At 69.9% G+C, this 15,005-nt stretch carries 8 protein-coding genes and 1 pseudogene; 6 read left to right on the plus strand and 3 right to left on the minus strand.

Annotated elements, in window-relative coordinates:
- The first annotated feature begins 93 nt into the window (after positions 1 to 93).
- Genes H566_RS0114065 through H566_RS0114080 form a run of 4 tightly spaced genes read left to right on the plus strand, consistent with a single transcriptional unit; the run spans position 94 to position 4,477 of the window.
- Complete coding sequence (locus H566_RS0114065; protein ID WP_028311933.1) at positions 94 to 1,629, plus strand: lipopolysaccharide biosynthesis protein; 1,536 nt, start codon at positions 94 to 96, stop codon at positions 1,627 to 1,629.
- Between the two features lie 31 nt (positions 1,630 to 1,660).
- The gene (locus tag H566_RS0114070) at positions 1,661 to 2,194 is read left to right on the plus strand and encodes a serine O-acetyltransferase (protein WP_028311934.1); all 534 of its coding nucleotides are present in this window, start codon (positions 1,661 to 1,663) and stop codon (positions 2,192 to 2,194) included.
- Complete coding sequence (locus H566_RS0114075; protein WP_028311935.1) at positions 2,191 to 3,432, plus strand: polysaccharide pyruvyl transferase family protein; 1,242 nt, start codon at positions 2,191 to 2,193, stop codon at positions 3,430 to 3,432. The genes H566_RS0114070 and H566_RS0114075 overlap by 4 nt, the downstream gene beginning before the upstream one ends.
- 37 nt (positions 3,433 to 3,469) lie before the next feature.
- Entirely contained in the window at positions 3,470 to 4,477 is a 1,008-nt protein-coding gene (locus H566_RS0114080) for a glycosyltransferase family 2 protein (RefSeq protein ID WP_028311936.1), read from the plus strand.
- Between the two features lie 1,984 nt (positions 4,478 to 6,461).
- On the opposite strand, the pseudogene H566_RS30580 reads toward H566_RS0114080, so the two are convergent.
- A pseudogene (locus tag H566_RS30580) lies at positions 6,462 to 8,369 on the minus strand (adenosylcobalamin-dependent ribonucleoside-diphosphate reductase); the annotation flags it as partial.
- Positions 8,370 to 8,651: 282 nt separating this feature from the next.
- Here H566_RS30580 and H566_RS27535 point away from each other — a divergent pair.
- Positions 8,652 to 9,884 (plus strand): acyltransferase family protein, encoded by a 1,233-nt coding sequence (locus tag H566_RS27535; RefSeq protein WP_169732538.1) that lies wholly within the window; start codon positions 8,652 to 8,654, stop codon positions 9,882 to 9,884.
- Positions 9,885 to 10,057: 173 nt separating this feature from the next.
- Complete coding sequence (gene glmU, locus H566_RS0114095; RefSeq protein ID WP_028311939.1) at positions 10,058 to 11,491, plus strand: bifunctional UDP-N-acetylglucosamine diphosphorylase/glucosamine-1-phosphate N-acetyltransferase GlmU; 1,434 nt, start codon at positions 10,058 to 10,060, stop codon at positions 11,489 to 11,491.
- A 621-nt stretch (positions 11,492 to 12,112) separates the two neighbouring features.
- Here the strand turns inward: glmU and H566_RS25205 are convergent.
- Positions 12,113 to 13,120, minus strand: a complete 1,008-nt coding sequence (locus H566_RS25205) for an NAD-dependent epimerase/dehydratase family protein (RefSeq protein WP_051378776.1) — start codon at positions 13,118 to 13,120, stop codon at positions 12,113 to 12,115.
- Between the two features lie 109 nt (positions 13,121 to 13,229).
- Positions 13,230 to 14,996, minus strand: coding sequence for a GMC oxidoreductase (locus H566_RS25210; RefSeq protein WP_084545116.1), 1,767 nt, complete (start codon positions 14,994 to 14,996; stop codon positions 13,230 to 13,232).
- Positions 14,997 to 15,005 lie beyond the last annotated feature (9 nt).

Below are 15,005 nucleotides of genomic sequence, written 5' to 3' on the forward strand. Positions count from 1 at the left end.
TTTCTCTCCGGAATTCGCGCGATCGGCGGCATACCCACAAGACCCGGCAGGCGCGTTCCGCGCCGAGCCCGCTTCCTCCTTCGGACCATCAGGATGACCCAGGCCAGCGCAGGCGCCTATTCGACCCAGCGGGTCAGGCGGAGCCTGCTCCATTTCGCGATCGGCAAGTCGGCGACCGCTGTGCTCGGCGCGGCGCTGCTGCTGGTGCTCGTGCGTGCGCTCGACCGCAACGACTACGGCATCTACGTAGCGCTGCTGGCCGCGTTCGAGATCGTGAACATGGTGAGCAATACCGGCGTGCTGCCGGCGCTCATGCGCTACACGCCCGAGTTGCGCTCGCGCGGCCAGGGCCGCGCGCTGCAGACGACGATCGGCGGCCTCTCCATTTGGCGGCTCGCGTCGCTGGTGATCGCGGCGGCGGCGCTGGTGCTGTTTCCGGGGCCGATCGCCGAGCTGATGGGCGTGCCCGGCCAAGCGACGGTAGTGGCGCTGTACGCGGCCGTGATCGTGGCCGAGGGCTTCGCGCGCTACACCGACCTCATCTTCGAATCGCTGCTGATGCAGGGCGCGACGCAGGTGTCGGTGCTGCTGCGCACTGGCATCCGCCTGGGCGGCTTGGCGCTGCTCTGGCACGCAGCCGCCGACAAGGTGGCGCTCGTCGACTGGGTGAAGGTGGAAATCGCCGCGAGCGGCGCGGGCAGCCTCGCCGCCGCCGTCATGATCTGGCGCCACCTCGGCCAGCTCGCCGCCGCCGAACCGGGCACCGAAGGCAAGCCCGACCGCGCGCGCGTGCTGCGCTACGCGCTGCCGAGCTGGCTGGCGCAATCGGTCTATCAGATGCAGGGGCCCGAGGTGGTGAAGCTGCTGCTGGTACGGCTGGCGGGCGCGGTCGAGGCCGGCGCCTTCGGCTTCGCGACGGCCATCGGCGGCATCGTCCAGCGCTATCTGCCGATGGTGCTGCTCATCGGCATGCTGCGGCCCATCTTCGTGGCCCAGCGCACCCGGCATGACGATCCTGCGCGGCTGGTGGCGCTGGCCAACCTGATCCTCAAGCTGAACGTGTTCGTGATCGCGCCGGCCACCACCTTCTTCGCGGTGGGCGGCAACACGGTGGCGTCGACGCTGTCGGGCGGCGCGTTCCCGGAAGCGGGGCCGTATCTGGTGGCCTTCGGCTTCCTGCTCGCGGGCCAGACGCTCAATCTCGTGCTCGGCCTGCTGGCGCTGGCGGTGGAAGACAGCCGCTCGGTGCTCGTTGGCACGATCTGGGGCCTGGGCGGCATCGTCGCCGGGCTGGTCGGCTACCGCGTCGCCGGGCCGCTCGCGCTGTGCGCGGGTCTGGTGCTGAGCGAGCTGCTGCGCGGCTTCGGCTGCTCGCGCGTGCTGCGCGGCCACGGCATCGTCTTCAGCTTCGACTGGCCGGGTCACGCCAAGCTCTGGGCTTTCGCCGGCATTTCAGCGCTTTGCGCGCTGCCGGTGGTGACAGCATTGCCGGGCAAGCCGGGCGTGCTCGCGGGGCTTGCGCTGGCAGCCGTCGTCTATCTGGTCGGCACGCGCATCGTGCGGCCGTTTTCGCAATTCGAGCGCGACACGATCAATCGCGCCCTGCCCAAGCCGCTGTTCACATGGTGATGACCGCTATCCGCCGCCGGCCGGAGGCCGCATGGCACTGAGCTTCTTCGACGACCTGAGCGTCTATCGCGAAGGCCTTCTTTCGCAGGGCTTCTGGGCGCTGCAGGTGTACCGCTTCGGCCATCTGCGCTTCCGCTACAGGAGCAAGCTCATCCGCATTCCGCTCGGGATCGCGCACGTGATCCTGTCGAAGCTGGTGGAAATCCTCTCGACCATCACGATCGGCGTGTCGGCCAAGATCGGCGCGCGGCTGATCATCGAGCACCCGGGCGCCATCGTCGTGCACGGTCATACGGTCATGGGTGACGACTGCATCATCCGGCAGGGCGTGACCTTCGGGATCAAGAACATCGACCGGCCCTTCGACGCGCCGGTCCTGGGCAACCGCGTCAATGTCGGCGCGGGTGCCAAGCTGCTCGGAAAGATCCACATCGGCGACGACGTCGACATCGGCGCGAATGCCGTCGTCGTCACCGACGTGCCGAGCAACCACATCGCGGTCGGCATCCCCGCCGTCATCAAGCCGAAGAAGACCCCTCCCATCACAGGAACGCCCACGAAATGAAGCTCTATCTCGCCGGCCAGAACAATTTCGGCAACCGCGGTTGCGAGGCGCTGGTGCGCTCGACCACGTGGATGCTGCGTCAGCGCATGGGCAACGACGTCAAGGTGGTCTGCCCCTCGTTCCGCCCCGACCTCGACGGCCCGCAATGGCCCGACGCCAAGGCCAACGGCATCGAGTTCACCCAAGCGCCGGTGCTGCCGGACGGCCTCGTGTGGTGGTGGCGCGCCGGCAAGATCCTGCCCTTCCTGCGCAATTCCAAGCCGCCGCTGTTCGACACCGATGCCAACTCGCGCGCCCGCGTGGCCGAGAGCGACGCGGTCATCATGACCGGCGGCGACGTCATCTCGCTCGACTACGGCCTGGTGTCGCTGTACGAGTGGAGCGGCTTCATCGAGAACGCCGCGCGCCAAGGCAAGAAGACCGTGCTGTGGGCGGCGTCGGTCGGCCCGTTCAAGGCCAATGCGGCGGTCGAGAAGATCATGGTCGATCACCTCAACGCCTATGACGCGATCACCGTGCGCGAGACCGAGACGCTGGCCTATCTGCGCGGCATCGGCGTCAACAAGTCGGTGCTCGTCGCCGACCCGGCCTTCAACCTGCAACCGCAGGCCGTCGATTTCGAGAAGTACCTGCCGCCAGGCGACCAGCCCGTGCTGGGCCTCAACGTCAGCCCGCTGATCCGCAAGTTCCGCCCCACGCCCGAAGCCGTCGAAAGCCTCGACGCCGACGTGGTGCGCTTCATCGAGAAGCTGGTGGACGAAGGCAAGTACCGCGTGCTGCTCGTGCCCCACGTCGATCCGCTCGACGGCGTGGCCGAGAACTCCGACTCGCACTACATGCGCGGCCTGAAGGCGCGCCTGGGCGACAAGGCGAACAAGGTCGGCATGCTGCCGCCCACCTTCAACGCCTCGCAGCTCAAGCATGTGATCTCGAAGCTGGCCGGCTTCATCGGTGCGCGCACTCACGCCACCATCGCCGCGATGTCGATGGGCGTGCCCTGCATCTCGATCGCTTATTCGGTGAAAGCAAAAGGTCTTAACAAGGACTTGTTTGGGAACACCCGCTACGTGCTGGAAACTCCCAAGGTCAGTCTCGCCACTTTGTGTGACGCAGTCGCTCTTCTGGAGCAGGACGATGCGGTGATCCGCGCCTGCCTGGCTGACCGCATCCCGGTCTGGCGGAAGAATGCGTTCGGTTCCATCGACGCGCTCCAGCAAGTGCTGGCCGTCACCGCCTGACCCCCCAGATCGCGAAGGACATACGAGGTAATCAGCCATGGTCCGTGTGAGCGTCATCATCAAGGCCCTCAACGAGGAGAAGGGCATCGCGCGCGCGATCGAAAGCGCGCTCGCGGCGGTCGCCCCGCTCGGCGGCGAGGTCATCCTTGCCGATTCGCTGTCCACCGATCGGACCGTGGAGATCGCCTCGCGCTATCCGATCCGCATCGTCCAGCTCGAATCGCCGTCCGACCGCTCCTGCGGCGTCGGCGCCCAGCTGGGCTACCAGTACGCGCGCGGCGAGTTCGTCTACATCCTCGACGGCGACATGATCATGAAGCCCGACTTCCTGGTCAGGGCCGTCGCGGCGATGGCCGACCGGCCCGAGGTCGCGGGCGTGGGCGGCATCGTGGTCGAGTGCAATACCGAGAGCCTCGAATTCCTGGCCCGCAAGAAGCGGGCGCCCAAGAACATGTCGCCCGGCGAAGTCGACCGGCTCGACATGGGCGGCCTGTACCGCCGCAGCGCGCTGGAGCGCGTCGGCTACATGACCAACCGCCATCTGCATTCGTACGAGGAGCTTGAGCTGGGCGTGCGGCTGCGCGCGCGCGGCTACAAGCTCATGCGCATCGACTGCGAGGCGGTCGATCATTTCGGCCATTCCACGCCGGCCTACCAGCTGCTGGTGCGCCGCTGGCGCAGCAACTACATCTGCGGCCTCGGCGAACTGGTACGCACCTCGCTCGGCCAGCCGCACATGACGCTGATCCTGCGCGAGCTGCGCGAGCTGTGGCTGTACGTCGCGGTGATCGGCTGGTGGGTGGCGCTGGCGGTGCTGCTGGCAACGGCGGTGGCAGTGCCCGACTACGCGATCGGCTTCGGCGCGGCCTTCATCGGCCTGCTGCTCGCACCGCTTGCAGCGATGACGATCCGCAAGCGGTCGGTGGTGGAGGCGTCGTATTCGGTCGTGTCGTGGAGCTTCAACGCGGCGGGGCTGCTGAAGGGCTTCTTCATGCGGCCGCGGCCGGCGGCGGATGCGATTCCGGCGAGCGTCATCCGCGATTGATCCGGCATCGGCTTCGGCTCTTGCTTGATGGCAGGGTCCGGTGCGGGGTGGGGATCGGCGGGGCGCGGGGTGACTGGAGCGCCCGCCGCCCACGGCGGCGGGTTCCCTCGCTGCCTTCGGTAGCCCGGTGGCCCGGCCTGCCAACTCAGCCCGCTGCGCGGGCTTCAAACAGGCAGGCCTGAACGCCTGCGGCGTTCACCACCGTCTACCTCGTTCGCTCGGCGCTCCAGACCCCCACGCCCCGCCCATCCCCACCCCGCACCTCCGCGCTGCGTTGACGCCCATTGGGCCGCTGTGCGGCCCTCGGGCTCGTAGCACGCGTAGGCCGATTGAGGAATGGGGTGCTCGCTCATGCGTCTGAGCCTGAGCCTGCTCGCCACGACTGCGACTGCGACTGCGACTGCATTCAACAGTCCCGCACATCGCCCAAGCCCACGCAAGGGTCGCGTAGCGGCCCCATCAGCCGTCGTACCTTAAAGGTGTCGCGGAGCGGGGAGTGGCGCGGGCGGGGCGTCTGGTGCGCCGAGCGAACGAGGTAGGCGCGGGCAAACGGCCGCAGGCCGTTTAGGCGTCGCTGTTTGAGCGCCACGCAGTGGCGCGAGTTGCGACGCCGGGCCGGCGAGCTACCGAAGGCAGCGAGGGAAGCCTCGCGCACAGCGCGAGGCCGCTCCAGCCGCCCCACCCGCGTCCCTCCCTGCTCCGCGACACAGCCAAGAAAAGGCCCTCACCCGCAGGCGCCGATGTGCCCGCAAGCCGTGCAGTACTCGCACCCATCCTTCTTGATGAGCGCCGCATTCCCGCATTCCGGGCACACCTTTCCGTGCATCGCCGGTCGCGCCTCGGCCTTGGCCTCCTCGGCGCGCGCCCGGGCCGCCGCCACGTCCACCAGCCCGGTCGGATTCAGCGGCTGACCGCGCTCGTCGAGGATGCCGAGCATGCGGTAGCGGTGCAGGATCAGCGCCGCCACGTAAGCGACCGTACTCGGCCAGGTCTGCGAGCGCGGATGCTTGCCGGTATCGCCCGGCACGCGCGCCATGAAGTCGCCGAGCGGCTCGGCGAACTTGAGCAGCTTGCGCAGCTTGAGCCCGATCCACGCCGGGTCGATCACATGCATGTCGATCGACAGCACCTTGCACAGTCCGTCGAGCGCGCGCGGATATTCGCCCGCGAGCCACATCGAGTACGGGCGGCGCAGGCCGTCGCCGAGGTCCAGCTCCTTGAGGCCGAGCACGAAGTCGTCGCCGGTGGCGTCGTTGCGCACGTCCACGGTCCAGCTCAGCGTCCCTTCGGTGCCGGTCTTGGGTTCGCGCGCGAACATGAGCGCGTCCATCAGCGGCGTCTCGCCGCCGGCGTCGTCCCAGGCGCTGAGCTTTTCGAGCCGCCACTTCACCAGATGCGCGAAGCCGGCGACGAGGCTGGGCATGCGGCGCAGCTCGCCGTCGGGCGGCATCGGCATCTCGAAATAGTCGTCGCCGCGCAGGCGCATGAGCGCCTCGATCTTGCGGCGCACCCAGGCGCGGTCCTGGCTGCGCAGGTCCACCGACAGCGTCTTGGCCAACGCGCCGAGCGCGCGCGGCTGCTCGCTGCCGTTCACCCACACCTCGAAGGGCTGCTGGCTGGTGTGGCGGCCGGTCTTCTTCGCCAGATGGCTGACGAACACCGCGAAGGCGCCCATCGGATGCTCGATGAACTCGCTCACCCAACCTTCGGCGCCGCGCGGCAGGCTCGGGCGGTCGGGCCATTGCAGCGTGCCGACCACCTGCTTCTGCGGCAGTTCGACGCGCAGGCGGCGGTCCACCTCGGCGGCGTAGGCGATGGGCGCGCCGGCCGGCGTGCGGCCGGGGCCGATTTCGGGGAAGGCCGAAGCTTCGCCGCCGGCGTCGATGCCGGGCAGCAGGCCGTCCGCGCCGCCGGCCGCCGCGTGTGCGGCATCGACCGGATGCGCGAGGCCGGACAGCAGCTCGGGCGCGACGGGCTGGGCGCCGGGCGGCACGGGCACGGTGGCGGTCGCCGGCTTGGGCGGCGCCTCGGCGGGCTTGGGCGTGTCGGCGACGAGCACCGCACCGAGCACGCTGTTGGGCCGGTAGGTGGTGATGCCCTTGAGGCGCCGCTTCCAGGCGTCGAAGTAGAGGCTCTTGAAGTCCTCGAACGGATAGTCCTCGGGCACGTTGACCGTCTTGCTGATCGCGGTGTCGATGTAGGGCGCGACGGTGGCGACCATCTCCAGATGGTCGGCGGCGCTCATCTCCAGCGCGGTCACGAACCAGGCGGGCAGCGGCGCGGGCTTGCCGTCGTGCGAAGGGTGCAGCGCCTGGTAGAGGCGGTAGGCGTGGTCCTCGACGCGGTATTCGCGCATCGAGTTGTCGGGCTCGCGCTTGCGGCGGGTGTACCACCACGAGAACGGCGGCTCGATGCCGTTGGAAGCGTTGTCGGCGAAGGCGAGGCTGATGGTGCCGGTGGGCGCGATCGACAGCAGATGGCTGTTGCGGATGCCGTGCTCGCGGATCTCGGCCTTGATGTCGTCGGGCAGGCGCGAGGCGAAGTTGCGGCCGCCCAGATAGTGCTCGGCGTCGAACTTCGGGAAGCGGCCCTTCTCCTTGGCGAGGCCGACGCTGGCGCGGTAGGCGGCGTCGCGCATCGCGGCGGAAATCTCCTGCGCCATCGCCCGGCCCTCGGCCGAGTTGTAGGCGAGGCGCAGCATCGGCAGCGCGTCGCCGAGGCCGGTGAAGCCGAGGCCGACGCGGCGCTTGGCGGCGGCTTCGGCCTGCTGCTGGGCAAGCGGCCACACGGTGGCGTCGAGCACGTTGTCGAGCATGCGGATCGCCACGCCCACCGTGTCGGCGAAGCGCTCGAAGTTGAAGCGCGCGAATTCGGTGAAGGGATTGTCGACGAAGCCGCACAGACTGATCGAGCCGAGGTCGCAGCAGCCGTAGTCAGGCAGAGGCTGTTCCCCGCAGGGGTTGGTGCTCTCGATCCGCTCGCAGTACCAGAGGTTGTTGTCCTCGTTGATGCGGTCGAGGAAGAGCACGCCCGGCTCGGCATGGTTGTAGGTGCTCTCCATGATCTGCGACCAGATCTCGCGCGCCTTGACGCGGCGGTACACGTACTGGCCGTCGGCGCGCTGCTCGGGCTGCTGGCCGGCCGGCACGCGCGGCGCGACCGAATGCACGAGCTCCCAGTCGCCGTCGGACTCGACGGCCTGCATGAAGCCGTCGGTCACGCCGACGCTCATGTTGAAGTTGGTCAGGCTGCCGTCGCGCTTGGCGTGGATGAAGTCGAGCACGTCGGGATGATCGACGCGCAGCACGCCCATCTGGGCGCCGCGCCGCGAGCCGGCGCTCTCGACCGTTGAGCAGCTCTGGTCGAACACCCGCATGTAGCTGATCGGGCCGCTCGCCGCGCTCTGGGTGCCGGCCACGAAGGCGCCCTTAGGCCGGATGCGCGAGAAGTCGTAGCCCACGCCGCCGCCGCGCCGCATCGTCTCGGCGGCCTCAAGCAGCGCGCCGTAGATGCCCGGCTTGCCATCCTTGGTGGACGACACCGAATCGCCCACCGGCTGCACGAAGCAGTTGATGAGCGTGGCCTGCAACTCCGTGCCGGCGGCCGAGTTGATGCGCCCGCCGGGGATGAAGCCGTCCACCAGCGCCTGGTAGAAGCGCTCCTCCCACGCGGGCGGATCGGCCTCGACGGCGGCGAGCGCGCGCGCCACGCGGCGGCGCACGTCCTGGATCGAGGTCTCGCCGTTCTTGGCGTACTTCTCGATCAGCACGTCGCGGCTGACTTCCTGCGCCGGCAGCTCGACGGGCGTGTCGAACAGCGGCGCCTGGGCGATCGTGGGGCGGCTGGCAGAGGGTGTTGCGGGGGCGTTCAGGCGGGCGTCACCGAGCTTCATGTGCGGGTCCGAAGTGCGGGGCAGGCGGGAAAAGGTCAGCCCGACATGCTACGCGCCCGCCGCCACCAGCCCGCGCTTCACCCCACCGTCCGCACCGGCGGCGCGCCCGTCCGCCACCGCACCGGACACACAGCGCCATGACGCCGACGGCCGGCGGGCAAGGCAGTGCGAACCACCTCCCACGAGGTGACAAAATTCACGATGCTGCAAGAAATCGTCACCGCGCGGCAGGCGTCGGCAGGCCTGAAGACACTGGCGATCGCATCAGGACAGACCAAGAACATGAGTACTCCCCAGCGCGCGACCGCCGCCGTCGCCGCGCCCGCGCTAGCGGGCTTTTCCGTCGGCTACGCGGCCTGGCTCGACCTCATCCGAGGCGCGATGGCGCTGGTCGTGCTGGCACATCACGTGGCGATCCTCGCGCTCGGCGTGCCCGAGCATGCCGATGCCATCAGCTATGCCGAGTGGTACCAGCAGGCGATGGTGCTGTTCGCCAACGCGGGCCACGGCGCGGTGATGGTGTTCTTCGTGCTGAGCGGCTTTCTCGTCGGCGGGCCAATGCTGGCGCGCGAACGGGCGGGCAGTTTCTGCTGGCGCCGCTATCTGGCGGCGCGCATGGCCCGCATCCTGCCGGTATCGCTGCTGGCGACGCTGACGGCGCTGATGGCGGCCTGGGCGATCGGCGCGCTCCAGGCCGGCGATCCGGTGCTGTTTCGCGCCGACTTCTACTGGGGCATGGCGACCGCCGACGCCTTCGAACCGCTGCGCGTGCTGGCCCACCTCTTCCTGCTCCAGCCCTTCACCGAGCTGATGCCGACCAACGCGCCGCTGTGGAGCCTGCCGAACGAGTGGTGGTACTACCTCGTCTTCCCCTGCCTGGTGATCGGCGTGGGCCGGCGCCGCGTCGGCTGGCTGCTGCTGGCGCTGCTCGCGGGCTGGCTGATGCTGCGCACGCGCCAGCACTGGATGTTCGTCGGCCGCTTCGGCGTGTGGATGCTCGGCGCCTTCGCCCACGCGGCGGTGCTGAGGCTGGCGGCGCTGCCGGCGGTGCGCTCGCGCGGTTACTGGTCGACGCTGATCGGTGGCACGGCGGTGCTGCTCGCGGCGGGTCTCGCCTGGCTGCCGGCGCGCTGGGAGGACGGCTATCTGCGCACAGACCTGCTCACGGGTCTGGGCACGACGCTCGTGCTGCTGCTGCTCGCGCGCTTCGGCCGGCCGCTGTGGACGCCGGTCGCGCACGCGGCCGAGCGGCTCGCGAGCGTGAGCTTCTCGGTGTACGCCTTCCATGTGCCCTTGCTGCTCGTGCTGCTGACCGCGGTCGGCTACGGCGACCGTTACGTGGAGTTCGACGCGGCGGGCGTGGCCTTCGGCTTCTCGCTGATGGGCGTGCTCATCGCCGCCTGCCTCGGCTTCTGGGCCATCGGCGAACGTCACACGCCGCGCCTGCGGGTCTGGCTCGAAGGCCGGCTCGAACGGCTGTCGACGCGCATGCGCGCGTCGCTGGCGCGCGGCTGAAACCGGACGGTCGGGCGGCGCGGCCGCGCCGACCCCGCTGCTAGACTCGCCCGCACCCGCCACCGGCGCGGGCCGATGCGCGCGGCGCGTCGCCCGCGCCGGCGCGCATTCCCCGCCGCCCTCGCGCGGCGCGCCTGCTCCACCTCCGCAAGCCTCCCGCCATGACCACCGCGCTGAACATCGTCGTCCTCGCCGCAGGACGCGGCAAACGCATGCACTCCGATCTGCCCAAGGTGCTGCACACCCTCGCCGGCAAGCCCCTGCTCGGCCATGTGCTCGACACCGCGCGCGGCCTCGCGCCGGGCCGGCTCGCGGTCGTGATCGGCCACGGCGGCGAGCTGGTGCGCACGGCCTTCGACGACGGCACGGCAAGCAGCCCGCCCGCGCCCGGCGCGGCCAGCGCAAGCAGCGCCACGCCGACCGCCGCGACCGACCCCACGCCCATCCGCTGGGCCATCCAGGCCGAGCAGCTCGGTACCGGCCACGCCGTCATGCAGGCCCTGCCCGAACTCGACGACGCCGCGCCCACGCTCGTGCTCTACGGCGACGTGCCGCTCACCCGCGCCGACACCCTGCTGCGCCTCGTCACCCTGGCCGGCAGCGACAAGCTCGCCATCCTCACCGCCCACCTCGGCGACCCGACCGGCTACGGCCGCATCGTGCGCGAGGGCGGCGCCATCGCCCGCATCGTCGAGCACAAGGACGCGAGCCCCGACGAGCGCGCCATCACCGAGATCAACACCGGCGTGCTGGTCGTGCCCACGCCCTTCCTGCGCCGCGCGCTCGCCAGCCTGCGCAACGACAACGCCCAGGGCGAGTACTACCTGACCGACGTGATCGGCATGGCCGTCGCCGAAGGCATCGCGATCGAATCGACCCAGCCCGACGACAACTGGGAGATCGAGGGCGTGAACTCGCGCGTCCAGCTCGCGACGCTGGAGCGCGTGCATCAGCACAAGCTCGCCGCCGACCTGCTGGAGCGCGGCGTCGCGCTGGCCGACCCGGCGCGCATCGACGTGCGCGGCACGCTGGTGTGCGGGCGCGACGTGTTCATCGACGTGGGCTGCGTGTTCGAAGGCGCGGTCAGCCTCGCCGACGGCGTGCGCGTCGGCCCCTACGCGGTGCTGCGCAACGTCACGGTCGGCGCCGGCACGCGCGTCGATGCCTTCTGCCATCTGGAAGACGCGGCCATCGGTGCAAGCGCTGTCATCGGGCCCTACGCGCGGCTGCGTCCGGGCACGAAGCTGAGCGACGAGGTGCACATCGGCAACTTCGTCGAGGTGAAGAACGGCCAGCTCGGCCACGGCAGCAAGGCCAATCACCTGAGCTACATCGGCGACGCGACCGTCGGCGCGCGCGTCAACATCGGCGCCGGCACGATCACCTGCAACTACGACGGTGCCAACAAGCACCGCACGGTCATCGAGGATGACGTGCACATCGGCAGCGACACGCAGCTGGTGGCGCCGGTGACGGTGGGGGCGGGGTCGACCGTCGCGGCCGGCACCACCGTCTGGCGCGACACGCCGGCGAATGCGCTGATCCTCAACGGGAAGACGCAGGTGGCGCGGGAGGGGTGGCAGCGGCCGGTCAAGAAGAAGGGCTGAGGGCTTTGTGAGGGGTCCGGCGCGGGGTGGGGATGAGCGGGGCGCGGGGTGACTGGAGCGGCCTCGCGCATCGCGCGAGGCCGCTCCAGTCACCCCGCGCCCCGCTCATCCCCACCCCACCCCACCCCACCCCTCCGCGCTGCGTTGACGCCCATTGGGCCGCTGTGCGGCCCTCGGGCTCGTGCCACGCGTCGACTGATTGGTGGGTGGGTTGCTTGCTCACTCGCCTGAGCCTGACGTTGAGCCTGCTCTTCGCGACTGCGACTGCGACTGCGACTGCGACTGCGACTGCGACTGCGACTGCATTCAACAGTCCCGCACATCGCCCGAGCCCATGCAAGGGCCGCGCAGCGGCCCCATCAGCCGTCGAACCTTAACGTTGTCGCGGAGCGGGGAGGGGCGCGGGCGGGGCGTCTGGAGCGCCGAGCGTACGAGGTAGGCGCGGGAGAACGGCCGCAGGCCGTTCAGGCTTGCCTGTTTGAAGCCCGGCTACGCCGGGCTGAGTTGGCAAGCCGGGCCCGCGAGCTACCGAAGGCAGCGAGGGAAGCCTCGCGCACAGCGCGAGGCCGCTCCAGCCACCCCGCCCGCGCCCCTCCCCGCTCCGCGACACAACCCAAAAAATCAGACCGCCGCGCGCCGCCCCGAAGCCGCCGCCGGATACCGCTGCACGAACCACTCCGCCGACTGCCGCACGCCAATGTCGTCGCTGGTCCACCGCAGCCCCAGCAGCCGCGTCGCCTTGTCGGGGCACAGCACGATGTCCTGCTGCCACACCGCAAACACCGACGGCGGAATCGGCTCCGGCCAGCCCGCCACCTTCAGCCCGAGCTTCTTGAACACGATCTCGCCGATCTTCAGCGGCGGGCCGAACAGCTTGCTGTCGAAGCGCACGCGCCGCGCCGAAAGCCTTTGCAACGGCGTCGCGCCGATCGCCACCGCGAGCCGCGCGAAGAAGCGGTTCCAGGTATCCGGCCCCGGCGCCGCGAGGTTGAAGGCCTCGCCGATCGCCTCGCGCCGCGTGAGCGAAGCCAGCACCGCCGCGCACACGTCGTCCACATGCACGAGGTTGCAGATGCCATCGCCCAGCTCGCCGATGTCACCCAGGCGGCCCGCGCGCAGCCAGCGGCCGGTGCGGCCGATCCACAGCTCGCTGCCCGGCCCGTACACGATGCCCGGCCGCAGGATCACCACACGCCCGCCCTTGTTGTGGAAGTCGCGCGCCATCAGTTCGGCCTTGACCTTCACTTCGGAATACCAGCCGATGTCCGCCTTGAGTTCGTCGCTCTCGCGCACGAGGCCGGTCGATGAGCCGTACACGGCCATGGTGCTGAAGTGCACGACGATGGGCTTGTGCTTCGCCGCGAGCGCCGCGTCGAACAGCACCCGCGCGCCCGCCTCGATCGAATGCCCATCGCCCGCGACGCAGTTCACCACCGCGTCCACGTCGGCGAGCGCCGCCGCCACCTGGGCGGGGTCGGTCGCTTCGAGCGTGATCTGCCTGCTCACGCGCAGCGAGGCGCGCGGCCTGCGCACCGCCGCCACCACTTCCCATTGCGGCCCCTGGAGCCGCATCAGTTCGCACAGCCGGCTGCCGATGTAGCCGCTGGCGCCAATCACGAGAACCCGCATCTGTTCTGCTCCTTCGGCCCGGCGCGGCCTTGCGCGCGCGGGCATGTGCATGCGCCCGGCGCGAGGCGGCCGGGCGGTCGGGCCGGCGTCATGCGCCGGCCGTTGTTGATCAGGCCAGCGCGCCCTGCCCGCCCGGCAGCGCGCCGCGCGCAGCCACCGGCAGCTCCACCGGCGCGGCCGTGGCGCGCGCGGGCTGGCCGGCGAGGGTCGCGCCGGCAACGCCGTGGCGCGCCTTGAGATGGTCGGCCAGCCGCAGCGTCATCGCGACGATCATCAGCGTCGGATTGGCCTGCGACGAGGTCGGGAAGACCGAGCTGCTCGCGATGAACAGCCCGTCCACGCCATGCACCTGGCAGTCGCGGTCGACCACGCTCGTGCGCGGGTCGTCGCCCATGCGCGTCGTGCCGACGTGATGGCCACCGTAGGCGCCGTAGCGCATCACTTCCTGCTCCAGCGTGGCCGGGTTGTACGTCAGCGTGCCGATGCCGGTGCGCTTGAGTTCCTCCGCGATCACGTCGAGCGTGATGCGCACGGTCTCGATGTCCTTGGGCGTGTAGCGCCAGTCGATGCGGATGCGCGGCATGCCGAAGGGGTCGAGCTGGTCGTCCATCAGCGTGACGCGGCTGTCGGGGTTGGGCTCCTGCTCGCCGTGCACTTCGAGGCTGAAGCGGTTGGTCTTGTTGCGCAGGATGACCGACGGGAACTTGCGCGTGGCCAGCGTGCGCTTGCGCACCCAGTGCCACAGGAAGCCGAGCGTGTCGAAGCTGTCGAACACGATGTTGCGGGCATGCGCGAGATAGCTGCCGACGGTGGGCTTGTCGCCGCCATGCAAACGCTTGCTGTACTCGTAGCTGATGAAGAACTTCGCCATGTACAGCCCCGACAGCACGCCGATGTGGTGCGACGGATCGATGATGGTCGGGAAGTGCAGCCGCGCGACGAGGTTGCCCACCTTGAGCCTGCGCTGTTCCTCGGGTCGCAACGCGAGCCGGCGGCGGCAGTAGATGCCTTCCGGCGACAGCTCGTAGCCGTGGCGCACGTCGCTCACGGGGCCGTTGATCTTCAGCTCGCCCACGTTGCCGGCGATGTGGCACTGGTAGTAGCGGCCGACCACGTCATGCGCGTTGCCGATGCCGTTCTTGTGCACCTCGCGGCTCGCGAGCAGCAGGCGCGGCGTCTCCAGCCCGCCGGTCGCGAGCACGACGGTCGTGGCCTCGACGGTGAAGCGCTTGCCCGCCAGCGTGCCGACGCGCACCGCTCGGATCTTCGTGCCCTCGGCGTTCAGGTCGAGGCCGATCGCGTTGGCGTAGGTGAACAGGCGCAGCTTCTTCGCCGCCGCGAGCTTGTGGCGGTAGCGCGCGCCGAAGTTGGTCGGCAGCGAGAAGCGCTCCAGCGTGTCGGTCGTGACGCGCTTGCTCTTGAAGCCCTTGAACATCTCGGGCGGATTGGCGCCGAAGGCGGTGCGGCCGTCGTAGTCGTTCTCGCCGGCTTCGGAGATGCGCGTGGCCGGGCCGAAATAGGGCGCGACTTCCTCGTAGCTCACGGGCCAGCCGCTGTTGGCGATCCACGGGCGGGCTTCGAGGTCGATCGGGTCGAAGGGAATGCAGCGACCGCCCCAGATCGTGGTCGAGCCGCCGAAGCGGCGCTGGCGGTACTTGTCGGGCGGGCAGTGCATGGCCTCGTCCACCGTCTCGCCGTTGTAGAGCGACTGGGTGTCGGCCTCTTCCTTGTCGCCGCCGGCTTCGAGCAGGATCACGTCGAGCCCGGTGTCGAGCAGGCTGAGCGCGAGGCTCACACCCGCCGCGCCGGTGCCGACGATGCAGACATCGGCCTTGAGCGTGCTGTCGTGTGCGACTGTGTTGGCGTTTTCGATCACGGCTCGGTC

Origin of the sequence: Derxia gummosa DSM 723 (genome assembly GCF_000482785.1) — a bacterium.
Lineage (GTDB): Bacteria > Pseudomonadota > Gammaproteobacteria > Burkholderiales > Burkholderiaceae_E > Derxia > Derxia gummosa.

What these genes read in the sequence shown, in the direction of transcription:
- H566_RS0114065 (WP_028311933.1), top strand. Translation starts at nt 94, where the DNA reads ATGACCCAGGCCAGCGCAGGCGCCTATTCGACCCAGCGGGTCAGGCGG.
- H566_RS0114070 (WP_028311934.1), top strand. Translation starts at nt 1,661, where the DNA reads ATGGCACTGAGCTTCTTCGACGACCTGAGCGTCTATCGCGAAGGCCTT.
- H566_RS0114075 (WP_028311935.1), top strand. Translation starts at nt 2,191, where the DNA reads ATGAAGCTCTATCTCGCCGGCCAGAACAATTTCGGCAACCGCGGTTGC.
- H566_RS0114080 (WP_028311936.1), top strand. Translation starts at nt 3,470, where the DNA reads ATGGTCCGTGTGAGCGTCATCATCAAGGCCCTCAACGAGGAGAAGGGC.
- H566_RS27535 (WP_169732538.1), top strand. Translation starts at nt 8,652, where the DNA reads ATGAGTACTCCCCAGCGCGCGACCGCCGCCGTCGCCGCGCCCGCGCTA.
- H566_RS25205 (WP_051378776.1), bottom strand. Translation starts at nt 13,120, where the DNA reads ATGCGGGTTCTCGTGATTGGCGCCAGCGGCTACATCGGCAGCCGGCTG.